The organism is Lysinibacillus sp. NPDC048646, from assembly GCF_050272295.1.
Classification (GTDB): Bacteria; Bacillota; Bacilli; order Bacillales_A; family Planococcaceae; genus Lysinibacillus.
The window spans coordinates 43,823-66,603 of sequence record NZ_JBNNLZ010000001.1 but is presented as its reverse complement, the minus strand read 5'-3'; the positions used below and the strand labels follow the sequence as shown (position 1 = coordinate 66,603).

Annotated in this window: 24 protein-coding genes; all 24 read left to right on the top strand. The window is 38.5% G+C overall.

Going from position 1 to position 22,781, the window contains the following annotated elements; all coding sequences use genetic code 11:
- The first annotated feature begins 253 nt into the window (after positions 1-253).
- The 24 genes from dprA (at position 254) to fliY (ending at position 22,781) form a co-directional block, all read left to right on the top strand.
- The gene (gene dprA, locus ACQKII_RS00330; protein WP_427455232.1) at positions 254-1,150 is read left to right on the top strand and encodes a DNA-processing protein DprA; all 897 of its coding nucleotides are present in this window, start codon (positions 254-256) and stop codon (positions 1,148-1,150) included.
- 91 nt (positions 1,151-1,241) lie between these two features.
- Complete coding sequence (topA, locus tag ACQKII_RS00325; RefSeq protein ID WP_427455230.1) at positions 1,242-3,320, top strand: type I DNA topoisomerase; 2,079 nt, start codon at positions 1,242-1,244, stop codon at positions 3,318-3,320.
- A gap of 18 nt (positions 3,321-3,338) precedes the next feature.
- Positions 3,339-4,652 carry an FADH(2)-oxidizing methylenetetrahydrofolate--tRNA-(uracil(54)-C(5))-methyltransferase TrmFO gene (gene trmFO, locus ACQKII_RS00320; protein ID WP_427455229.1) on the top strand — a complete coding sequence of 438 codons (1,314 nt, stop codon included), beginning with the start codon at positions 3,339-3,341 and terminating at the stop codon, positions 4,650-4,652.
- Positions 4,653-4,934: 282 nt separating this feature from the next.
- A complete protein-coding gene (xerC, locus tag ACQKII_RS00315) occupies positions 4,935-5,834 on the top strand; it encodes a tyrosine recombinase XerC (protein WP_427455227.1) in 900 nt (299 codons plus the stop codon).
- Positions 5,835-5,856: 22 nt separating this feature from the next.
- The gene (gene hslV, locus ACQKII_RS00310; protein ID WP_143997649.1) at positions 5,857-6,402 is read left to right on the top strand and encodes an ATP-dependent protease subunit HslV; all 546 of its coding nucleotides are present in this window, start codon (positions 5,857-5,859) and stop codon (positions 6,400-6,402) included.
- Complete coding sequence (hslU, locus tag ACQKII_RS00305) at positions 6,402-7,802, top strand: ATP-dependent protease ATPase subunit HslU (protein WP_427455225.1); 1,401 nt, start codon at positions 6,402-6,404, stop codon at positions 7,800-7,802. The genes hslV and hslU overlap by 1 nt, the downstream gene beginning before the upstream one ends.
- Before the next feature lie 87 nt (positions 7,803-7,889).
- On the top strand, positions 7,890-8,669 hold the full coding sequence (gene codY / locus ACQKII_RS00300) for a GTP-sensing pleiotropic transcriptional regulator CodY (protein WP_143997651.1): 780 nt from the start codon (positions 7,890-7,892) through the stop codon (positions 8,667-8,669).
- A gap of 390 nt (positions 8,670-9,059) precedes the next feature.
- The gene (gene flgB / locus ACQKII_RS00295) at positions 9,060-9,452 is read left to right on the top strand and encodes a flagellar basal body rod protein FlgB (protein WP_427455223.1); all 393 of its coding nucleotides are present in this window, start codon (positions 9,060-9,062) and stop codon (positions 9,450-9,452) included.
- A gap of 3 nt (positions 9,453-9,455) precedes the next feature.
- Positions 9,456-9,917, top strand: a complete 462-nt coding sequence (gene flgC, locus ACQKII_RS00290) for a flagellar basal body rod protein FlgC (protein ID WP_010858438.1) — start codon at positions 9,456-9,458, stop codon at positions 9,915-9,917.
- A gap of 22 nt (positions 9,918-9,939) precedes the next feature.
- On the top strand, positions 9,940-10,245 hold the full coding sequence (gene fliE, locus ACQKII_RS00285; RefSeq protein ID WP_427455221.1) for a flagellar hook-basal body complex protein FliE: 306 nt from the start codon (positions 9,940-9,942) through the stop codon (positions 10,243-10,245).
- A gap of 161 nt (positions 10,246-10,406) precedes the next feature.
- On the top strand, positions 10,407-11,999 hold the full coding sequence (gene fliF / locus ACQKII_RS00280) for a flagellar basal-body MS-ring/collar protein FliF (RefSeq protein ID WP_427455219.1): 1,593 nt from the start codon (positions 10,407-10,409) through the stop codon (positions 11,997-11,999).
- 15 nt (positions 12,000-12,014) lie between these two features.
- Positions 12,015-13,028, top strand: coding sequence for a flagellar motor switch protein FliG (fliG, locus tag ACQKII_RS00275; RefSeq protein WP_427455217.1), 1,014 nt, complete (start codon positions 12,015-12,017; stop codon positions 13,026-13,028).
- Positions 13,021-13,806, top strand: a complete 786-nt coding sequence (gene fliH, locus ACQKII_RS00270; RefSeq protein WP_427455215.1) for a flagellar assembly protein FliH — start codon at positions 13,021-13,023, stop codon at positions 13,804-13,806. Before fliG ends, fliH begins: the two co-directional genes overlap by 8 nt.
- Before the next feature lie 5 nt (positions 13,807-13,811).
- Entirely contained in the window at positions 13,812-15,137 is a 1,326-nt protein-coding gene (gene fliI, locus ACQKII_RS00265) for a flagellar protein export ATPase FliI (RefSeq protein ID WP_427455213.1), read from the top strand.
- Entirely contained in the window at positions 15,138-15,587 is a 450-nt protein-coding gene (gene fliJ / locus ACQKII_RS00260) for a flagellar export protein FliJ (RefSeq protein WP_427455211.1), read from the top strand.
- 4 nt (positions 15,588-15,591) lie between these two features.
- On the top strand, positions 15,592-16,200 hold the full coding sequence (locus ACQKII_RS00255; protein ID WP_427455209.1) for a MotE family protein: 609 nt from the start codon (positions 15,592-15,594) through the stop codon (positions 16,198-16,200).
- Positions 16,201-16,222: 22 nt separating this feature from the next.
- Positions 16,223-17,509: a flagellar hook-length control protein FliK gene (locus tag ACQKII_RS00250; protein ID WP_427455207.1), complete on the top strand. Its 1,287-nt coding sequence runs from the start codon at positions 16,223-16,225 to the stop codon at positions 17,507-17,509.
- 2 nt (positions 17,510-17,511) lie between these two features.
- A complete protein-coding gene (flgD, locus tag ACQKII_RS00245; protein WP_427455205.1) occupies positions 17,512-18,183 on the top strand; it encodes a flagellar hook assembly protein FlgD in 672 nt (223 codons plus the stop codon).
- Between the two features lie 14 nt (positions 18,184-18,197).
- Positions 18,198-18,575: a TIGR02530 family flagellar biosynthesis protein gene (locus tag ACQKII_RS00240; protein ID WP_427455203.1), complete on the top strand. Its 378-nt coding sequence runs from the start codon at positions 18,198-18,200 to the stop codon at positions 18,573-18,575.
- Positions 18,576-18,685: 110 nt separating this feature from the next.
- Complete coding sequence (flgG, locus tag ACQKII_RS00235) at positions 18,686-19,651, top strand: flagellar basal body rod protein FlgG (protein WP_427455201.1); 966 nt, start codon at positions 18,686-18,688, stop codon at positions 19,649-19,651.
- 233 nt (positions 19,652-19,884) lie between these two features.
- Positions 19,885-20,106, top strand: a complete 222-nt coding sequence (locus ACQKII_RS00230; protein ID WP_427455199.1) for a flagellar FlbD family protein — start codon at positions 19,885-19,887, stop codon at positions 20,104-20,106.
- Positions 20,096-20,524 carry a flagellar basal body-associated protein FliL gene (fliL, locus tag ACQKII_RS00225; RefSeq protein ID WP_427455197.1) on the top strand — a complete coding sequence of 143 codons (429 nt, stop codon included), beginning with the start codon at positions 20,096-20,098 and terminating at the stop codon, positions 20,522-20,524. The genes ACQKII_RS00230 and fliL overlap by 11 nt, the downstream gene beginning before the upstream one ends.
- Before the next feature lie 33 nt (positions 20,525-20,557).
- Positions 20,558-21,553 carry a flagellar motor switch protein FliM gene (gene fliM / locus ACQKII_RS00220; protein WP_427455195.1) on the top strand — a complete coding sequence of 332 codons (996 nt, stop codon included), beginning with the start codon at positions 20,558-20,560 and terminating at the stop codon, positions 21,551-21,553.
- Complete coding sequence (gene fliY / locus ACQKII_RS00215; protein WP_427455193.1) at positions 21,546-22,781, top strand: flagellar motor switch phosphatase FliY; 1,236 nt, start codon at positions 21,546-21,548, stop codon at positions 22,779-22,781. Before fliM ends, fliY begins: the two co-directional genes overlap by 8 nt.

The window sequence follows — 22,781 nt, the reverse complement described above, 5'->3', positions numbered from 1 at the left end:
ATCTTTTTCTCTGTCTACGTATTTGCACTGTATGCTTAAGTCCACTTCGATGCCCGATTTAAAGTGAAGGAACTTTTACTTTTGTTTCGATAGTACCATTATTGAAGGCTTACATGATGTCAGTGATGTCAAAGATCGTAGCGTTTTTCACAGACGTGTAAGCGGGCGAATGCAAATACACTTTTCTACTTTTATTGTGGTGAAATGAAAAATGCGGTCATTTATTTTCTTCTATTAAAAAGGAGGTTTTTAGATGATTTTTTCACTAGATCTACAGAGACTGCTAGCTTTGCATTATATATATCCATTACCACTCCAAAAACTTCAACAATTATTGTCCCCGGTGGATGTATTAAGTTATTTTGAAGAAGCGAACCCAAATGAGATTGCGAAAGCATTACAAATTCCAGTGTCAAAGGCTAAGCAAATTTCTCAAAGCTTTCAGCGCGTCATTAGCTTGTCGCTTGAAGAGGCTTATGCACAGGCTAATATTTTCCCCATACCCTTTCATCACCCTTATTACCCGGCGCAATTATTTGAAATACCAAGTCCACCTACTGTATTGTATGTGAAAGGTCGATATTCTCTGTTAACAAGTGATAAACAGGTAGCTATTATAGGCTCTAGAAAGGCTACAACCTATACAAAGACTGCAATGGACTTAATTGTCCCGCCACTTGTTGAACACGAATACACGGTCGTGAGTGGGCTTGCGCGAGGAGCAGATACAATGGCTCATGAGACAACAATTAAGGTGGATGGCAAAACAATTGCAGTGCTTGGACATGGTTTTCATCATATGTATCCAAAAGAAAATCAGGCCCTTGCTGAAAAAATGGCAGAGAATCAGTTACTTGTCACAGAATATCCACCTTATGTAAAACCGGAAAAATGGCACTTTCCAATGCGTAATCGCATAATTAGTGGTCTGTCACAAGCATTAGTAGTGACAGAAGCGGCACTGAGAAGTGGTACTCTTATTACAACTGAATGCGCATTAGAGCAAGGAAAAGATGTTTTTGTTGTGCCAGGGCCGATTGATGCAGAGCAGTCAATGGGGACAAATAAGTTAATTTTAGAAGGAGCTATACCTGTGTGTAACGGCTATCAAATCGTTGAATCACTAGCGCTCTTTTCTAGCAAAAATTGAAAAAAAGTTGCATTATCTTAAAATCTGTTATACATTTTGCAACAGGTAACATAAAAATTTAGCATTAGACCTCGCTAAGGGGGAGACATAGATGGCGGATTATTTAGTGATTGTAGAATCACCAGCAAAAGCAAAAACAATTGAGCGTTATTTAGGAAAAAAATACAAAGTAAAAGCGTCGGTCGGGCATGTTCGTGACCTACCACGTAGCCAAATGGGCATTGATACTGAAAATAACTACGAACCAAAATATATTACAATTCGCGGTAAAGGGCCTGTTTTACAGGAACTAAAGTCTGCGGCTAAAAAAGTAAAGAAAATATATCTAGCAGCCGATCCAGACCGCGAGGGAGAGGCGATTGCCTGGCACCTTGCGACTGCGTTAAATATTGATATTCATTCGGATTGTCGTGTCGTTTTCAATGAAATTACAAAAGACGCAATTCTTGAATCTTTTAAGAACCCTCGTTCTATTAACATGGATTTAGTGGATGCACAGCAAGCAAGACGTATGTTAGACCGACTTGTAGGTTATAACATTAGTCCGATTCTTTGGAAGAAAGTAAAAAAGGGATTATCGGCAGGACGTGTACAATCTGTAGCACTGCGCATGATTATTGATCGCGAAAATGAAATTAAAAACTTTCAGCCAGAAGAGTACTGGACAATAGAAGGCTCTTTTGAAAAGGGAAAGAAAACTTTTGATGCTCTTTACTTTGGAGATGGCAAAGACAAAATAAAATTAACAAATGAAGAGCAAGTGAAATCCGTATTAAAAAGCGTGAAGGGTACAGCATTTGACGTTGTGAATGTAACAAAAAAAGAACGTAAAAGAAATGCAGCACCTGCTTTTACGACATCTTCTCTACAACAAGAGGCAGCTCGAAAGTTAAACTTCCGTGCGAAGAAAACCATGATGCTTGCACAACAATTGTATGAAGGTATCGATATCGGTAAAAAAGAAGGAACGGTTGGTTTGATTACGTATATGCGTACGGATTCAACACGTATTTCCGAAACAGCAAAAAAGGAATCCGTTTTATATATCGAATCAAAGTATGGAAAAGAATTCATCGCAACAGACATCAAGCAGGCAAAAAAGGCATCAAATGCACAGGACGCCCATGAGGCAATTCGTCCGACAAGCACAATGCGCGCACCAGATGAATTAAAAACAGTACTTAGTCGTGACCAATTACGTTTATACCGATTGATTTGGGAGCGCTTTATCGCAAGTCAAATGGCACCAGCTGTACTAGATACAGTTGCTGTTGATCTTCAAAATGGTAACGTATTATTCCGTGCGAACGGCTCTCAAGTAAAATTTGCAGGCTTTATGAAACTATATATAGAAGGTACTGATGACCAAACGGAAGAAACAACAAAACTTCTACCTGAAATGGAAATTGGTGATCAAGTGAAGTCTCTTGAAATCGAACCGAAGCAACATTTTACACAGCCACCACCACGTTATTCAGAGGCGCGACTTGTAAAAACAATGGAAGAGATAGGTATAGGGCGCCCGTCCACATATGCACCGACCCTCGATACATTACAGCGCCGTGGCTATGTGGTGTTAGATGCAAAGCGATTCATGCCAACTGAGTTGGGTGAAATCGTACACCAACTCGTACTAGAATTTTTTCCAGATATCATAAATATCGAATTCACTGCGAAAATGGAACAAGATCTTGATGATGTTGAAGAAGGTAGTCGTCAATGGGTAGAAGTTATCGATGAGTTTTATAAAGACTTTGAGGTTCATGTGAAGTATGCAGATGCTGAAATGGAAAAAGTTGTGATTAAAGATGAACCAGCTGGTGAAGATTGTGAAAAATGTGGTTCGCCAATGGTCTATAAATTAGGCAGATATGGGAAATTTATGGCATGCTCAAACTTCCCGGACTGTCGTAATACAAAAGCAATCATGAAGCCAATTGGCGTAAAATGTCCATCTTGTGAAACGGGCGAGATTGTAGAGCGTAAAAGTAAAACAAAACGTTTATTCTATGGTTGCAATCAGTACCCTGAGTGCGAGTTTGTATCATGGGACAAGCCAATTAGTAGACCATGTCCGAAGTGTAGTGAATTATTAGTAGAGAAAAAACTGAAAAAAGGTGTGCAAATTCAGTGCACGAAATGTGACTACGAAGAAACACCTACTCAATAATAGAAAGATGGTAAGAACATGACGGAACAAGTAGTAAATGTAATAGGTGCTGGTCTTGCGGGTAGTGAGGCAGCTTGGCAAATTGCAAAACGCGGCGTAAAAGTTCGACTTTATGAAATGCGCCCGGTAAAGCAAACACCCGCTCATCATACCGATAAATTTGCAGAACTTGTATGCTCAAACTCATTACGTGCAAATACACTAACAAATGCTGTGGGTGTTATTAAAGAAGAAATGCGTATGTTAGATTCGGTAATTCTAAAAGCGGCAGATGCGTGCTCGGTACCAGCAGGTGGCGCACTTGCAGTTGACCGCCACGAATTTGCTGGTTATGTCACAGAAGCAGTTAAAAATCATCCTCTAGTAGAGGTTATTCACGAAGAAGTGACAAAAATTCCAGAAGGTATTACGGTTATTGCAACCGGCCCACTCACTTCTAAAGGATTAGCTGAAAAAATTCAAGGTTTAACAGGTCTCGATTATTTGTATTTCTATGATGCAGCGGCACCGATTATCGAAAAAGATAGCATTGATATGGATAAGGTTTATTTGAAATCTCGTTATGATAAGGGCGAAGCGGCTTATTTAAATTGTCCAATGACGAAAGAGGAATTTGACCGTTTCCGTCAAGCATTAATCGATGCAGAAGTGGTGCCATTAAAAGAGTTTGAAAAAGAAATTTACTTTGAAGGGTGCATGCCTATTGAAGTAATGGCAGCACGTGGAGAAAAAACAATGCTTTTTGGCCCGATGAAACCAGTAGGACTAGAAGATCCAAAAACAGGTAAACGTCCATATGCTGTTGTACAATTGCGTCAAGATGATGCGGCGGGCACGCTTTACAATATCGTGGGTTTCCAAACGCATTTAAAATGGGGACCACAAAAAGAAGTACTACAACTAATTCCTGGATTAGAGAATGTTGAAATTGTCCGATATGGTGTGATGCATCGAAATACGTTCATTAACTCGCCGAAAGTATTAGAGAAAACTTATCAGTTACGCGAGCATAAAAACATTTTCTTCGCTGGGCAAATGACAGGTGTAGAAGGATATGTAGAATCTGCTGGTAGTGGGCTAATTGCGGGGATAAATGCGGCACGTTTAGCATTAGGGCAAGAACCGCTTATTTTCCCATCGGAAACAGCAATGGGAAGTATGGCGCGTTATATAACAGAAGCGCAGTCGAAAAACTTCCAACCAATGAACGTCAACTTTGGAATATTCCCTGAATTACCACCAGGTCGTCGCTCAAAACCAGAACGTGCAGAAATGCATGCAACACGCGCTTTGGAAACGATTCAAAATTTTGTGAATTCACAAACGATTTAATTGCTAAAGGTCTCTGAAAGTTGATATACTTTTAGAGGCTTTTTCTTTTTATAAACAAAATGCTTATTTACACGCATTTTATTATTTTGTATTGAGATTTTCTCAAAATATAACCATTTTCACTTGCTATATTACGAAGATAGGTATAGTGTCAATATGTATGTTTTTTGAAGATTACTTAATTGATTAGCAAATAAGGGATGACAATGGATTTATCCTTTAAATTTGTTGATGATAGTAATGGAAGAAGGTTACGAATAATTCGTTGGTGGTGAATCTTTAATGATAGTTTCGTCCCAAGTAGCACTTGAACAGTTCATGCTTTACATCCAAGTAGAAAAAAACTTCTCTGTTCATACGGTGCGAGAATATGAATCAGACCTCTTAGATTTTTTAACGTTTTTACAGGCAGAGGACGTTAATGATTTAGCGAGTGTTGAGTATATACATGCACGTCTTTATGTTACGAAGTTGTATGATGAAAAAAAAGCAAGATCTTCTGTATCAAGAAAAATTTCTTCAATTCGCTCCTTTTTTCGCTTCCTAAATAGACAGCACGGATTGGATGATGGCGCATTTCGTTCACTTTATCATCCGAAAAAAGAATCACGTTTACCAAGCTTTTTCTACGAAGAAGAATTGATGCAGCTTTTTGATGCAAATGTAGGAGAAGATTTTAAATCGTTGCGAAATATGGCTATTTTAGAGTTTTTATATGCAACAGGCATTCGTGTGAGCGAGCTTACATCCATTATGATAGGAGATATAGATTTCCATTATTCAATCGTTCGAGTAATGGGTAAAGGACGAAAAGAGCGCATTATTCCTTTTGGTCAATTTGCGAGTGTAGCTTTGCAAGACTACTTAGAGCAGGCTCGTCCGCGCTTGATGAAAAAAACAGTTCATCAGCAAGTGTTTGTCAACATGCGCGGTGGGGAACTTACACCACGAGGGGTACGTCATATTTTAAATGAAATGATTGACAAGGCCTCACTTCATACAAAAATATACCCACATATGCTTCGTCATACATTTGCAACACATTTACTGAATAATGGCGCAGATTTACGTACGGTACAGGAGTTGCTGGGGCACTCACATTTATCTTCTACACAAGTTTACACGCATGTAACAAATGAGCATCTTCGACAAACATATATGAATGCTCATCCACGGGCATAATAGAGGCTAAGGAGGAAGGCAAATGGGACAAATTCATGCGACAACGATATTTGCAGTTCATCATAATGGCGGGTGCGCTATGGCTGGCGACGGTCAAGTGACGCTTGGTAATGCAGTTGTGATGAAAGGTACAGCGAGGAAGGTCAGACGTCTGTTTAATGGGCAGGTGCTTGCAGGTTTTGCAGGCTCGGTAGCAGATGCTTTTACACTTTTTGAAATGTTTGAAGCCAAATTAAATGAATACAATGGTAATTTACAACGCGCAGCGGTAGAAGTTGCAAAGCAATGGCGTGGTGATAAAATGTTGCGTCAATTAGAGGCGATGTTGCTTGTGATGGATAAAACCACGTTATTACTTGTTTCGGGTACTGGAGAAGTCATTGAACCAGATGATGGTATTTTGGCAATTGGTTCAGGTGGCAACTATGCATTATCAGCAGGTCGTGCCCTTAAAAAATATGCAGGGGATACGATGTCTGCCCGTGAGATTGCAGAGGCAGCGTTAGAAACAGCGGCTGAAATATGTGTATTTACAAATCATAATATTATCGTGGAGGCGCTTAACTAATGACACAACACAACTTAACGCCAAGACAAATTACTGAGCATTTGGATCGTTATATCGTTGGACAAAATGAAGCGAAACGAGCAGTAGCCATTGCGCTGCGTAATCGTTATCGTCGTTCTCTGTTAGCTGAAGACATGAAGGCTGAAGTCATTCCAAAAAATATTTTGATGATTGGGCCTACAGGAGTTGGTAAAACAGAAATTGCCAGAAGAATTGCCAAGTTAACAAATGCTCCGTTTGTGAAGGTTGAAGCAACTAAATTTACAGAAGTGGGCTACGTTGGACGTGACGTGGAGTCAATGGTACGTGATGTTGTGGAAGCTTCCCATCGTCTTGTGAAGGAAGAAATGATGGAATCCGTACAGGAGCAAGCAGAGGAACTAGCGAATGAGGCAATTGTTAAATTACTTGTTCCTTCCTTAAGAAAAAAGCAAGCTATGCAAAATCCATTTGAAATGTTATTTGGTGGCAAAGAACAACAGTCACCAGAAGATACATCTTCTGAAGAAACTGAAGTGCGTTCAAAACGTGCGCAGATCGCTATCGATTTACGCAACGGTAAATTAGAAAATGAATGGGTTACAGTTGAAGTAACAGAGCAAAACCCTTCTATTTTTGATGCATTACAAGGGACAGGAATGGATATGTCTGCAAATAGCGGGATGCAAGATATGTTATCCAGCTTAATGCCTAAAAAACAGAAGAAACGCCGTTTGCAAGTAAAAGATGCTCGACGTATTTTAACAATTGAGGAAGCAAATAAGTTGATTGATGCAGATGAAGTAGCACAAGAGGCTGTCTCGAGAGCTGAACAATCGGGAATTATTTTTATCGATGAAATTGATAAAATTGCGAGTAAAGAAAATAATTCTTCTGCGAGTGTTTCACGTGAAGGTGTACAGCGTGATATTCTGCCAATCGTAGAGGGTTCTACAGTGACGACGAAATACGGTGCTGTCAAAACTGACTTTATGTTGTTCGTCGCGGCTGGAGCTTTCCATATGACTAAGCCTTCCGATTTAATTCCGGAACTACAAGGGCGGTTCCCTATTCGAGTAGAGCTCGAAAAGTTAACGAAACAAGATTTTGTACGTATTTTGCAAGAACCAGATCAATCACTTATTTTGCAATATAAAGCGTTGTTGGAAACAGAGGGTGTAGAAATAAACTTTGCAGAAGATGCCATTAATCGTATAGCAGAAATTGCAACTGAGGTTAATCAAGAAACAGATAATATCGGAGCGCGTCGCTTACACACCATTTTAGAACGATTGCTAGAAGAATTATCATTTGAGGCGTCTGAGATTGCTCCAGCTAATATTGCGATTACAGCAGCTTATGTGGATCAAAAACTGGCGGGCATTGTAAAAAACAAAGATTTGTCACAGTTTATATTGTAAGATAAGGCTGAATAGTTTCATTCAGTTGTAAAAACCTTTAGAATATTAAGTAAATACTCTTCGGATTATTTATAGGAGGAACATATAATGAATTTATTAGAAAAAACGCGTAAAATTAACTCGATGCTCCAGGCATCTGCTGGTAAGCCGGTAAACTTTAAGGAAATGGCCGACACATTAGGTGATATTATTGATAGCAATGTATATATTGTAAGCCGTAAAGGGAAACTTTTAGGCATATCAATCCACCAACAAATCGAAAATGAACGTATGAAAAAGATGTTCGAAGAGCGTCAATTCCCTGAAGAATACACACATAACTTATTTACAATTTCTGAGACGTCATCGAATTTAGATATTAATAATGAACATACTGCATTTCCAGTTGAAAACAAAGAATTGTTCCAAAACGCATTAACAACAATCGTGCCGATCGTTGGTGGTGGTGAACGCCTAGGTACTTTAATTCTTGCTCGTTTATCTGCCCAATTCGAGGATGATGATTTAATTCTTGCTGAATATGGTGCAACAGTAGTAGGTATGGAAATCTTACGTGAGAAATCTGAGGAAATCGAAGAAGAAGCGCGAAGCAAAGCTGTTGTGCAAATGGCGATTAACTCACTTTCATACAGTGAATTAGAAGCGATTGAGCATATTTTTGAAGAACTTGATGGTAATGAAGGTTTACTAGTTGCTTCAAAAATTGCAGACCGAGTGGGTATTACACGTTCAGTTATCGTAAATGCATTACGTAAACTAGAATCTGCAGGTGTGATTGAATCTCGTTCTCTTGGAATGAAGGGTACGTACATTAAAGTATTAAATGATAAATTCTTAAACGCGCTTGCTGAAATTAAAATGAAATAAATGATTAAACTATAGGCTCTCTCAAATGTTTTTGAGGGAGCTTTTTTTTGCGTGTCATTGCACATGATAAGTGGTAAAATTGGGTGTTATTTCATTTGTGAGTTTTTAACTAGGGAATTGTGTCGAAATTGGTATAGTAAAAAAAAGGGAGATTCTTATTACTAATATAGTAAGCACTGTCGAAATAGTGTTAAATAACTAGAAAAAGTACGAAAATGCGTGAAAACTAGTCCTAATAAGGGTTTAGATAGTTTTGTCCTGGGTCGTCAGTTGAAAAAATAGGGCGTATATACTATTAAAAAGTGACAAAAGACAATAGACACTACGTAGCATCTTAATTACAATTGTATTATTGGATAAATAAAGAAGTAATAGAAGAGGTGAATGGTTTTGAACTTATTTGGTGGAACTATTAGTAGCCTGGAAAATGGACTTTCCTATGCAACTTTGAATCATAAAACAATCGCGAATAACATTGCGAATGTCGATACGCCGAATTATAAGGCGAAAAATGTAAGTTTTAAGAATATGTTGGAAACGGAAAAAGAAATATCTATTTCGGCATATCGTACGGATAATAGACATTATGATTTCTCGATTAGACAATCTACGCCTGGTGTAAATAACATGGATGGCTTACGTTATCGAAATAATGGGAATGGTGTAGATATGGAGGCTGAACAAGCGAAATTAGCAGAAAATCAAATCTATTATAATGCCTTAATTGATCGTGTAAACGGTAAGTTAAATACATTAAATACTGTGATAAAAGGAGGTAAGTAATAAATGTCTATCTTTCATGGGATGAATACCACTGCCTCTGCGTTAACGGCGCAACGACTACGAATGGATGTTATCTCTTCAAATATGGCAAATACTGATACGACACGTGCTAGACAGGTAAATGGCGAATGGGAACCGTATCGACGGAAATCTGTCACGCTTACTGCTCAAGAAAACCAATTTTCGAAATACTTTAATGTTGCACTTGGTAAAAATGCAAAAAGTGGTGTAGGGAATGGCGTAAAGGTTACACAAATTAAAGAAGATAGAGAAACACCATTCAAATTGGTGTATGATCCGACGCATCCAGATGCCAATGCAGATGGCTATGTCAATATGCCGAATGTGGATCCATTAAAAGAAATGGTGGATTTAATGTCTGCTACACGTTCTTACGAGGCTAACATAACAGTTTTCAATGCCAATAAATCTATGCTGACAAAAGCTTTAGAGATTGGCAAATAATAAGAAGAAAGGATGATACATAATGACAATTTCGTCCGTTTCACTAATGACACCTACTCAGGTTGTAAACGAAACAAATAAATTGAATACGACACCTTATGAAGCGCAGCAGAGCTTTGCGAATTCGTTAAAAGAAGCTATTTCAAAAGTAAATGATCAGCAAATTACATCTGATAATCTTACGCAAAAGCTAATAACTGGTGGAGACGTAGAGTTGCACGAAGTGATGATTGCATCACAAAAGGCAAGCGTTACATTAAATGCAACAATTGAAGTTCGCAATAAGGTGATTGAAGCTTACCAAGAAATAATGCGAATGAGTGTCTAACTTTATTGAACAGGTGATGATATACACCAATAAATAAAGACAAGTTTCCCATAGTCATAAATTTTATGCTTATAGTAAATAGAATATTGAAAACTATGGGATACCACTGTTATCGCGAATTATTGATTGCTAGGTTATTCACTATAACCGGAGGATTCATAATGAATGAACGATTGACGAAAATAAAAAACGACACCAGCCAATTTTGGACTAGTCGAAGTAAAAAACAAAAAGGTGTAATGATTGGTTCAGTAATAGGTGTTATAGTACTTGCAGCAGTTATTACATTTTTCGCTACAAAAATTACATATGTACCACTCTATAAAGATTTGTCGACGAGAGAAATTGGCCAAGTAAAAGAGGCGTTGGATGCTCAAGGTGTAAAATATGAAATTGCTCCAGGAGGCACTTCCATATTAGTACCTGAGCAACAAGCAGATGGTCTATTAGTGCAACTAGCATCAGAGGGATATCCTCAAACAGGTACGATTGATTACTCATTTGCAAACAGTTCTGGCTTTGGGATGACAGATAATGAGTTTAACTTACTGAAGAAAGCAGCAACTGAAACAGAGATTGGGAAATTGATCAATAATCTAGAAGGTGTAAAAGATGCAAAAGTTATGATTACTCTACCTGAAGAGGGTGTTTTCGTAACAGATGTAAAAGAAGAGGCAAGTGCTTCTATCGTTTTAAATACAGATCCAGGCTATAAATTTACAGAACAACAAATTTCCACAATGTACAATTTAGTATCAAAAAGTATACCGAATTTAAGCACAGACAATATCGTTATTTCCAATCAATTCTCAGAGTACTTTGATCTAAATGCTGCAACAGCTGATGCTTCATCAACAACTACAGCTGAAGGTCAGTTACAGATGAAAAAAATGGTTGAACGTGACTTGCAACGTCAAGTACAAAATATGCTTGGTACTTTAATGGGGCAAGATAAAGTCATTGCATCTGTGACAACAGACATTGATTTTAAAAAAGAAAATCGTGAAGAAAATTTAGTGACACCTGTTGATGAAGAGAATATGGAAGGGATTGTGATTAGTGCCCAACGTATTACTGAATCTTATTCTGGTTCAGGCGCCGCAGCAACAGGTACACCTGAAGCTGAAACAACAACAGATAACTTCACAACATACAATGAAGGTACAATGGGTGGCGGAGAGTCCGAACGTACGGAAGAAACGATTAATAATGATGTCAACCGTATCCGCAAAGATATTCAAGAGGCACCTTATAAAATTCAAGATATCGGCATTCAAGTAATTGTTGAACCACCAACAGCAGCAGATGCAGCATCGCTACCAGATGGAGTGCTAGAAGATATTGAGAAAATTTTAAGTACCATTGTTCGTACGACAATTTCAAAGGATGTAGCAGCCGAACTTACACAAGAGCAAATTGATGAAAAAGTAGCTGTTTCAATACAACCTTTAATTGGTAAAGCAACAGACGTAGGTAGTGAAAAACCAGTTATTCCATGGTGGGTTTGGGTGATTGGGGGCATTTTACTAGCTGTCATTCTATTACTAGCATTCTTCATCATTCGTTCTCGTAAACGTGCGAAGGAAGAAGAAGAACTTAGTATCCTAGAAGAACAAGAAGAACTTATGATTGATGATATTAATGAAGAAATTGAAACGGAAGCTACAATGCGTCGTAAGCAACTTGAAAAAATGGCGAAAGAAAAGCCAGACGATTTTGCGAAGTTACTGCGTAGTTGGATTGCGGAAGACTAACTAGGAGGTTCGGCTGTGTCCAAGAAAGATAAGGAATTAACCGGAAAACAAAAGGCCGCACTCTTGTTAATTTCACTAGGGCCTGAGGTTTCAGCTTCTGTCTATAAACATTTAACTGAAGAAGAAATTGAACGTTTGACGTTAGAAATTTCAGGTGTTAAAAAAGTAGAAGCGAACGTGAAAGAAGAAATAATAGAAGAGTTTCATAATATTGCCCTTGCGCAGGATTATATTACACAAGGTGGTATTGGTTACGCCAAAACAGTACTTGAGAAAGCACTTGGCATGGAGCAAGCCCAAACGATTATTAATCGTTTAACATCCTCTTTACAAGTGCGGCCTTTCGACTTTGCGCGTAGAGCTGACCCGTCGCAAATTTTTAACTTTATTCAAAATGAACATCCGCAAACAATTGCCCTCATTCTTTCTTATTTAGAAGCGGGGCAAGCAGGTGTTATTTTATCTTCACTTCCACAAGAGGTGCAGGCAGATATCGCCAAACGTATAGCAATGATGGAGTCCACTTCGCCAGAGGTAATTAGTGAAATTGAGTCTGTTTTAGAACGTAAATTATCTTCTACCGTTACACAAGATTACACAGAAACGGGTGGCATCGATGCAGTCGTTGAAGTATTAAATGGTGTAGATAGACAAACAGAAAAAACAATTCTCGATGCACTCGAAATCCAAGATCCTGAGCTTGCTGAAGAAATCAAAAAACGCATGTTTGTATTCGAAGACATCGTGACGCTGGACAATCGCTCTATTCAGCGTGTTATTCGTGATTGCGAAAATGAAGATCTACTGCTTTCAATGAAAGTATCAAGCGAAGAAGTAAAAGATATTATTTTCCGTAATATGTCACAACGAATGGCTGAGACGTTTAAAGAAGAAATGGAGATTATGGGACCTGTACGTTTACGTGACGTAGAGGAAGCACAATCACGAATTGTAGCGGTAATTCGTCGCTTAGAGGATGCTGGTGAGATTATTATTGCACGTGGTGGAGGAGATGACGTCATTGTCTAGAATCATCCGTTCTGTTTACACACAATCCAATAGCGAAACTGTAAAAGAGATACAAATTCGTGACATGTTTGAAATACCCGACATTGAGACGGATGAAACATTCCATAGTCAAATTACGATGGAAGACATACTTGAAGAACGTGATCGTTTGCTTGCTGAGGCAAGAGCTGCACTTCAGAATGAGCGTGAGGCTTTTGAGCAAGAAAAACAACTGCACTTCCAAGAGATGGAGCACATGAAACAAAGTTGGGAAGAAGAACGACCTAATCGCGTCCAAGAGGCTTATGATGAAGGCTTTGGTCAAGGATATGAGGATGGAACAAACAGAGCCAATGAAGCAATGGCGCAATCCTTACAAACAGCCAATGAAGTGATTGTACAAGCTGGGGAAAATGCTCGGAAATATATTCAAGATCAAGAGGCCGTCATTTTGGAACTAGGACTGACAGCGGCAGAACGAATTATGGGTGCTTCATTAGAACGAGACGATGAATTGTATGTCTCAATCGTTAGAAGAGGACTAAAAGAAGCGAGAGAAATGAAAGAAATAAAAATCTACGTTTCGCCAACCTATTACGGGTTAATTACTTCAAATCGTGATGAATTAGCTGAAATGTTTCCGAATGATGTACCATTTATGATTTTTGTAAATGAAGATTTAGAGAACGAAACAGATTGCTTTATCGAAACAAATCATGGCCGTATCGTCGTAAGTATTGACGAGCAGTTAAATGAACTAAGATTAAAACTGAATGAAATATTAGAAAGTAAGGAATGATCCAGATGAAAACGGCTCAATTAATCGAACAAATTCCAAATATACCTACTTTTAAAAAGTTTGGTAGAGTGACGAGAGTTGTCGGCTTGATGATTGAGTCGCAAGGTCCGGATAGTTCCATCGGTGATGTATGTAAAATACATGTTGAAACATCGAAAAATGGCCATCAAATAATTTTGGCAGAAGTAGTTGGTTTTAAAGATGAAATAGTAGTCCTTATGCCATTTACCTCGTTGCGCGAAATTTCGATTGGTTGTTTAGTTGAAGGTACAGGTGCGCCACTTGAGGTAAGGGTTGGACCAGAGCTAATTGGTAAAGTACTTGATTCTATGGGAAATCCTATTGATGGTACATTATTACCGAAAGGTCTAATGACTGTTCCAACAGAGCAAGATCCGCCGAATCCACTGACACGTCCACCAATTGATGAAAGGCTTGAGGTTGGTGTAAAAGCCATTGACGGTATGTTAACAGTAGGGAATGGACAGCGTGTAGGGATTTTCGCCGGTTCGGGGGTCGGAAAAAGTACATTACTCGGAATGATTGCGCGTAACACACAAGCTGATTTAAACGTAATTGCATTGGTTGGAGAACGTGGTCGTGAGGTTCGTGAATTTATTGAGCGTGATTTAGGACAAGAGGGTTTGAGTCGCTCAATAGTTGTAGCGGCAACCTCTGATCAGCCAGCGCTGATGCGTATAAAAGGTGCTTTCACAGCGACAGCTATTGCAGAGTATTTTAGAAATCGTGGCTTAAATGTCATGTTAATGATGGACTCTGTGACGCGTGTTGCAATGGCACAGCGAGAAATCGGCCTTGCTACTGGAGAACCTCCTGCTCAAAAAGGTTATACGCCATCTGTATTCGCGATATTGCCTAAATTATTAGAGCGCACAGGTACAAATGAGAAGGGTTCTATTACGGCCTTTTACACAGTTTTAGTAGATGGGGATGACATGAATGAACCCATTGCTGATACAGTACGAGGCATTTTAGATGGACACATTGTACTTGATCGTAATCTTGCAAATAAAGGACAATATCCAGCTATTAATGTGTTGAAAAGTGTTAGTCGTTTGATGAATCATGTGGCAGAGCCTGAGCATAAAAAAGCAGCGGAACGTTTGCGAGAACTCTATTATACATATGACAAGTCAGAGGACCTCATCAATATCGGTGCATATAAACGGGGAACATCAAAAGAAATTGATGAAGCGATTTATTATGAACCACTCATAACTGCTTATTTAAAGCAAGGATATTTAGATAAGGTGACCCTTGAAGAAAGTATGAATGAGTTAATTACATTATCGAACGGTGGGGGCAAATAGATGGTCAGTTATATATATCGTTTTGAGAAAGTGTTAACCATTCGTGAGCAAGAAAAGAATGAAACCGAAATCGCCTATAAAGAATCTGTACGTTCTTTTGAAGAAATTGCAACAAAGCTATATGATTTGCTGAAAAAGAAAGAAAATTTAATAGAATTTCAGCAAGAACGTTTAGCTATAGGTTCATCGATCGAGGAAATTCATCATTATGCTCGCTTTATAGACAGCCTTGAAAAGACAATTGCTGATGTGCAGCAAAAGGTTGCACAAGCACGTGCAAAAATGAACTGGCATGAAGAAAAATTATTAGAAAAAAACTTGGAAGTACGTAAATTTGAAAAAATGCGCGAAAAGGATTTTAAATTGTTCCAAAAAGAACAGGATCGTATTGAAAGTATTTTTTTAGATGAAATTTCATCACTCACGTACAACAAGAAAGAAATCAGGTGATTTCATGGCAAAAAACAATCGAATTGTAAAAGAGTTAGAAGAGCAACGACCAACGCGGAAAAAATCCGGCGGTTTTCAAAAGTTTTTCATGTGGATATTGATACCGATTATGTTTGTTGTAGCTGTACTACTGATAGTAGCTACGCTGATGAATACCAATATCTTTGATTTGAGTAAAAAAGCACTAGGAAGCTTACCTTTTGTTGAATCAGAAGAACAACAAGCGAAAGAAGCTGTTGTTAGTAACGATTCAAAGGTAGTTGGCTTACAGGCTGAAATCCAAGAAAAAGAAGCTGAAATTACACAGTTGCAAAAGAAATTGGATTCATCAACGACTGAAAAAGAACAGCTTTTGACGGATAAAGAACAATTACTCTTTGAAATTGAAAAATTAAAAAGAGAGCAAGACGACGTTAAACGAGATTTTAATGAGATTTTAACAACCTTCGATAAAATGTCTGCTAAAGCAGCGGCACCAATCCTCATTAAAATGAGTGATACTGAAGCACTTCGTATTTTATCGAGCTTAAAACCAGATAAATTAGCAGCAATCCTAGAGAAGATGGATCCACAAGATGCTGCAAAATATACTGAAATGATGTCGAAACAATAAGATCTGAAAGGGGGTGAAAAACATGAATATTGCAATGATGCAAATGATGTCTTCTAAAGTAGCTACACCTAAAAATGCACCAACAAGTAGTGCTGTCGTTAAGACTAATGAAGTGACAGCCAAAGATAGTTTATCTACATTTGGATCAGTGTTTGGACAAGTTATTTCCTCTACAAATCAATCACAGCAGATAGCACAATCCACTGGAACAAAAGAGGAGACTGGGCAAGCTGGGCTAGAAGAGTTAGCGGCTGTATTGAATGCGGAATCAATCGAGGAACTATTAAATCTATTGGATATTCCACACGATGACGGCTTGTTGATGCTTCAAGTTGGAGAAGATGGCAAAGCAGTTGCTATCGATGAGATGTTAAATCTTGATGATTTAATGGCTGCATTGAATATTGATGCAGAGCAATTGCAAAAATTGGTTCAACAGCTGTTAGGCGAGGAACAGCAAGCAAGTGATGTATGGGAGCTATTAGCATTAGTAGATGCTCAAGCACCTTTGCTTCAAACACAGGTAGTGTCCGCTTTACAAGGTGAAGAAGAAGTAACACCAAAAGAAGTAACGCAATTATTACAGGTCTTAAAGCTAGCTGAATTAGTTGGCCGGAAAACCGATTTAACAGCATCACAAGAAAACTTGTTATCGAATAGCAAAAACTTTTTGACAACGATGCAAACACAGATTGAAACAATTCAAACTGCATTACAAGTAACGACAAAAACAACAGTTTCACTTCCGTTACAGGGCTTCCAACAAGTTGTGCAACAGGTGCAGGTAACAAAACAAACGGATACAAGTGCTAACGAGATGGTCACATCAAATACTGTACAAACAAAGGCAGACACATATCAAGTCACTCTACCAGCAGCAAAGCCAGCACAGTCTGAGGCATTACTTAAAGAGATGCAAGCCATTATCAACAAAGCTCAAATCTCGAATGCGCAAGGTATAACCCGCTTAACATTGAAATTATATCCAGAAAATCTGGGGACAATTCGTATCGAGCTTGTACAAAATGATGGTGTTTTAACCGCACGTCTTCTTGCTTCTACTGCGCATGGACGTGAACTACTCGATAGCCAAGCGCATCAATTAAAGCAAGCTTTTGTTCAACAGAACATTCAAGTGGATAGACTTGATATTGCTCAGTCATTGCAGGATGCAGATCGTCAACAACGTGATCAAAGCTTCTTTAATAACTTCTTTAAGCAGCAGCAAGAAGAAGAGCAAGAGCAAAAAAATGAAGATGACGATGATAGCAAGTCCTTCAGTGATTATCTAGTAAATGAGGAGGTGTAAGCATGGCAGAAGAAACGAAAATTTCAAATGATCTTTACTACTCAAGCTATAAGCCACCTTCAAGGCAAACAGGAAATAGTGAGCTTGGTAAAGATGCATTTTTACAATTACTAATTACCCAGTTACAGCATCAAGATCCAACAAATCCTATGGATGATCGTGAGTTTATTGCCCAAATGGCGCAGTTCTCTTCTCTTGAGCAAATGCAAAATATGACCAAGGCAATTGAATCCTTACTGCTTTCACAACAACAAACACAGCTTATGAACTATACAACATTTGTTGGTAAAGAAGTGAAATGGCATGAAATTACCGAAGAATTAGATGAAAATAGTAAGCCCATTGTAAAAGAAGGTACAGGCATTATACAATCCTTGAAGTTTGTAGATGGTGAAGCAGTGTTTGTGTTAGCGGATGGCAAGGAGATAAACCCTGGTAATATTTCAGCTATTTTAAGTAATACAGAAACAAGCACAGATGGCAGCAACTCATCGACCGAATCACCACTTGTACAAGCAAGTCAGCTGATTGGTAAAAATGTTACTTATAATGATGGCGAACAAGAGCTACAAGGACGGATTGTCTCTGTGACAAGTAAAGATGGTATTATTTACTACGTGTTAGACAATGACAAAAAACTAACAGGAAAAGAATTCACAGTAATAAGCGAATAGAGGTGGGAATTTAGATGGATAAGTTTTCAATTCATCGTGTACCATTGCATCCAACTATTCGCCAAGCGCAACATACGCCTGTAAGGTCTCAGCAATCATTTAGTGCTCATTTACAGGAGGCTACGGCTACCGAGCAGCAAGAGCTGAAAGTAAGTAAGCATGCGCATGAACGCATTGTTGAGCGTAATATTGCGATTACTGAACAAGAATGGCAGGTTGTATCTGACAAAGTATTTGAGGCACACTCAAAAGGTGTCAAACAACCATTAGTCTTGATGGAACAAGCAGCTCTAATCGTCAGTGCAAAAAATGCAACTGTCATTACAGCAATGGATCGCACGGAAGCAAAACAACAACTGTTTACAAATATTGATGGCACGATTGTGCTTTAAGGCTGGACCTTCTGATGTAAGGGAGCCTTATGTGTAGCTGACTGATTGAAGCACACAATTTTCATTAAAAATCTCGAGGCTATTTGATAAAAGAAGGGAGAACGACAATTATGTTACGTTCTATGTATTCAGGTATTTCAGGTTTAAAAAACTTCCAAACAAAGCTTGACGTTATTGGTAATAATATCGCAAACGTTAATACACATGGCTTTAAAAAGGGGCGTGTAATTTTTAAAGACCTTATGTCTCAAACACAAACAGGAGCTTCAGGGCCTACTGGTACACGCGGGGGAACAAATTCTATGCAAGTAGGCTTAGGAACGACTATGGCAGCAATTGATACGGTGCATGGCACTGGGTCTCGTCAAAATACTGGACGTATTCTCGACCTTGCTATTCAAGGTGAAGGTTTCTTTATGGTTGCTGATGCAAATGCAGCGCCTGTGGATGGTATTATTGATGAAGAAGGATTTTCTAATACTGTTTATACACGTGCAGGGAATTTCTACATGGATGAAAATGGTTATATTGTAAATACAGAAGGTAAATATCTTGTAGGACATGCAATTGATCCAGGTGATCTCATTACAGAGGTAGATCCAGACGGTGTAAGTACAGCTGATGAAGATAAAGAAGCAAATGGCTTAGCTGACAATACAGAGAATTTATATGTGGACGGGGCTATTGATTTAGATGGTGTACGTCCAATCAAAATTCCAACAACAGCACAATCTATGGACATTGGACAAGATGGAACAATCAGTTATGTGGATGTTAATGGTAAACGCCAATATGCCGGACAAATTATTATGGCGAAGTTCCCGAATGCGGAAGGACTTCAAAAAGTAGGTAGTAACTACTTCCAAACAACTGCTAACTCTGGCGATCCTGTTGTACAAATTGCAACACAGGCAGGTATTGGTTCTGTTAATCCTGGCTTCTTAGAAATGTCAAACGTAGACCTTTCTGAGGAATTTACAGAGATGATTGTTGCACAACGTGGTTTCCAAGCAAATACGCGTATTATCACAACTTCCGATGAAATTCTTCAAGAACTTGTGAACTTAAAACGATAGTTTTGAGTAATTGATTAAATTAGATTTATCTCTGAATGCCTAACCCTCGAGGTCGTTTAATCTCAAGGATCAAGAAATACTTTTACATTAGTACTCTGGTTTTATATTGTGCTAGTGTTGCATCAGCCACAGGACGTGCTTGTTAGGTGTATGGCGTTCTGCACTATAGAAACATAAATTTCAATATGAGGGAGGGTCGGGCCGGCTCTCTCGCTAGACCCGGCCCTATTTCAATGATTGAACTATCACGTCTAAATGGCAAAGCATTTACATTAAATGCTTTATACATAGAAACAGTCGAATCTTTTCCAGATACGACCATTACTTTGACGACTGGAACAAAAGTCATTGTTTTACAGAGTGAAGATGAGGTGCGACAAAAGGTAACTGCCTTTTATAAAAATATACAAATACTATCAAACCCGCATCTACGAGGTGAAGAAGATGAAGAATAATAAAATGTTAACGATGCTCATCATTGTATTAGTGGCAATTATACTTATTGGAGTTATCGCGGTTGTATTACTTACTCAATTCAATAAGCCAGCAGCAACACTTGAGCCAACGATTGATGAAGTCGTAGAAACACTTGTGGATGTGCCAGAAATTACGACAAATCTTTCCGATAAACGAGTTGTACGCATGACGCTAAAAATTCAAACAACAAGTAAGGATGCTGCTGCTGAATTAACAAAACGTCTGTACCAAACGAATAACATCGCTATTGAGGAACTTTCTGAAATGACGCTCGAAAGTTTGGAAGGTAAACAAGGTAAGCAAATGTTCCAAAAGGCTCTAAAAACACGATTAAACGAACTGATGCAAGAGGGAGAAATTCAGCAAGTGTATATTACCTCCTTCATCACAACTTAAAAAACAGAAACTGCTTGAAATGGAGGTGGGCAAATGGCAGGAGATGTGTTATCCCAATCTGAGATAGATGCGCTTCTTTCCGCAATATCAACCGGTGAAATGTCAGCGGATGATATTAAAAAAGAAGACGAGGGGCGAAAGGTTAAAGTATATGACTTTAAACGAGCGCTACGCTTCTCAAAAGATCAAATCCGAAGTTTGACCCGAATACATGAAAACTTTGCACGACTATTGACTACTTTCTTTTCTGCACAGCTAAGAAGCTATGTGCAAATTACGGTAGCATCAGTAGACCAAATACCATTTGAAGAGTTTGTACGTTCGATTCCGAATATGACACTCATTAATGTGTTTGAAGTACCACCACTTGATGGTAATATATTAATGGAAATAAATCCTAATATTGCCTACTCAATGCTAGATCGTCTAATGGGCGGTAGTGGGGCGAGTCATAGTAATGTTGATAACCTAACTGAAATCGAAACAAAAATTATGACAAACCTTTTTGAACGTTCATTCGATAATTTACGTGAGGCATGGGAAAATGTCGCTGAAATCGATCCGATTTTAGTTGAACTTGAAGTAAATCCTCAATTTTTACAAATGATTTCACCCAATGAAACGGTCGTCGTTATTTCATTAAATACGATTATCGGTGAGACAAGCGGTATGATTAATATTTGTATTCCGCATGTTGTTTTGGAACCAATTGTACCAAATCTTTCGGTACGCTACTGGATGCAGACAAATACAAAAGAGATGTCTCCAGAGCAAACGAAAATGCTTGAAACACGTGTGAAACAAGCACAATTACCACTTTCTGTTGAGTTAGGTATTACAGACATTACCATTGAAGATTTCCTCATGATGCAAATTGGTGATGTTATTCAATTAGAGCAAAAAATTGAAGACCCACTATTGCTTAAAGTAGGAACATTACCTAAATTCACAGTACAACCCGGAAAACAAGGTAAGAAATTAGCAATCCAGATTATCGACCCTTTGAAAGGAGGAGACGAAGATGAGTGATGAAATGCTCTCCCAAGAAGAAATTGAAGCGTTATTAAGGGGCGAGACGTTGGAAGATAAAAACAGCGACACCGAAGCTTCTGCAAATGATGAAATGAATGAAATACGAGTAGAGGATTACCTTGATTCGTTTGCTCAAGATGCACTAGGTGAAGTAGGCAATATATCTTTTGGTAGCTCTGCTACGGCACTGTCAGCGTTATTAGGTCAGAAAGTAGATATTACTACCCCAAGTATTTCAATGATTAATCGCAATAAATTAGAAGAGGAGTTTCCGCATCCTTATGTAGCTGTACAAGTTGAATACACGATTGGTTTAACAGGTATGAATTTACTTGTTATTAAACAATCAGATGCAGCTATTATTGCAGATTTAATGTTAGGTGGGGATGGATTAAATCCAAAACCAGACCTAGGCGAAATTCAGCTAAGTGCAGTACAAGAAGCAATGAACCAAATGATGGGTTCGGCTGCAACGTCAATGTCAACAGTATTTAACAAAAAGGTAGATATTTCACCACCAACTATAGATTTAATGAATATTTCTCAAAATGAAGGCAGAGATAATATTCCGGAAGATGATTTACTTGTGAAAGTATCATTCCGACTGCGAATTGGTAATTTAATTGATTCGAATTTAATGCAATTATTACCACTGAGATTTAGCCAAAACATTGTAAAGTCTTTATTAGGAGAAACAGGGGTGAGTGAAGAGCCTGTGGCTGCAACGATTGCACCTGAAGCACCACCTATAGCGCCACCACCTGTACAACAAGCGCCGCCACCGCAACAGCCGGTATATCAACAACCTGTAGCGCCTGTAGAACAACCGATGTATCAACAACCAGTACAACAACCAATGTACCAAGAACAACAGATTCCCACATCACCAAGACCTGTACAACCTGTCAATGTTCAACAAGCACAGTTTGCTAGCTTTGATCCAAATGTAATCTCGCAATCTGAAGCTAGAAATTTAAATATGCTACTTGATATTCCATTGCAAGTTACTGTAGAGTTAGGACGTACGAAACGTTCTGTTAAAGAGATTTTAGAACTAGCTAGTGGATCGATTATTGAACTAGATAAATTAGCTGGAGAACCAGTCGACATTCTAGTAAATAGCCGTTTAATCGCTAAAGGTGAAGTTGTGGTTATTGATGAAAACTTCGGTGTTCGCATTACAGATGTTTTAAGTCAAGCAGAGCGTTTAAATAATTTAAGATAG

Coding starts and splice junctions, on each gene's coding strand:
- fliE (WP_427455221.1), top strand. CDS start 9,940: ATGACAATTTCGTCCGTTTCACTAATGACACCTACTCAGGTTGTAAAC.
- fliF (WP_427455219.1), top strand. CDS start 10,407: ATGAATGAACGATTGACGAAAATAAAAAACGACACCAGCCAATTTTGG.
- codY (WP_143997651.1), top strand. CDS start 7,890: ATGAATTTATTAGAAAAAACGCGTAAAATTAACTCGATGCTCCAGGCA.
- ACQKII_RS00255 (WP_427455209.1), top strand. CDS start 15,592: ATGGCAAAAAACAATCGAATTGTAAAAGAGTTAGAAGAGCAACGACCA.
- flgC (WP_010858438.1), top strand. CDS start 9,456: ATGTCTATCTTTCATGGGATGAATACCACTGCCTCTGCGTTAACGGCG.
- fliI (WP_427455213.1), top strand. CDS start 13,812: ATGAAAACGGCTCAATTAATCGAACAAATTCCAAATATACCTACTTTT.
- flgG (WP_427455201.1), top strand. CDS start 18,686: ATGTTACGTTCTATGTATTCAGGTATTTCAGGTTTAAAAAACTTCCAA.
- hslU (WP_427455225.1), top strand. CDS start 6,402: ATGACACAACACAACTTAACGCCAAGACAAATTACTGAGCATTTGGAT.
- dprA (WP_427455232.1), top strand. CDS start 254: ATGATTTTTTCACTAGATCTACAGAGACTGCTAGCTTTGCATTATATA.
- ACQKII_RS00240 (WP_427455203.1), top strand. CDS start 18,198: ATGGATAAGTTTTCAATTCATCGTGTACCATTGCATCCAACTATTCGC.
- ACQKII_RS00230 (WP_427455199.1), top strand. CDS start 19,885: ATGATTGAACTATCACGTCTAAATGGCAAAGCATTTACATTAAATGCT.
- fliM (WP_427455195.1), top strand. CDS start 20,558: ATGGCAGGAGATGTGTTATCCCAATCTGAGATAGATGCGCTTCTTTCC.
- fliY (WP_427455193.1), top strand. CDS start 21,546: ATGAGTGATGAAATGCTCTCCCAAGAAGAAATTGAAGCGTTATTAAGG.
- trmFO (WP_427455229.1), top strand. CDS start 3,339: ATGACGGAACAAGTAGTAAATGTAATAGGTGCTGGTCTTGCGGGTAGT.
- xerC (WP_427455227.1), top strand. CDS start 4,935: ATGATAGTTTCGTCCCAAGTAGCACTTGAACAGTTCATGCTTTACATC.
- fliJ (WP_427455211.1), top strand. CDS start 15,138: ATGGTCAGTTATATATATCGTTTTGAGAAAGTGTTAACCATTCGTGAG.
- fliL (WP_427455197.1), top strand. CDS start 20,096: ATGAAGAATAATAAAATGTTAACGATGCTCATCATTGTATTAGTGGCA.
- ACQKII_RS00250 (WP_427455207.1), top strand. CDS start 16,223: ATGAATATTGCAATGATGCAAATGATGTCTTCTAAAGTAGCTACACCT.
- flgD (WP_427455205.1), top strand. CDS start 17,512: ATGGCAGAAGAAACGAAAATTTCAAATGATCTTTACTACTCAAGCTAT.
- hslV (WP_143997649.1), top strand. CDS start 5,857: ATGGGACAAATTCATGCGACAACGATATTTGCAGTTCATCATAATGGC.
- topA (WP_427455230.1), top strand. CDS start 1,242: ATGGCGGATTATTTAGTGATTGTAGAATCACCAGCAAAAGCAAAAACA.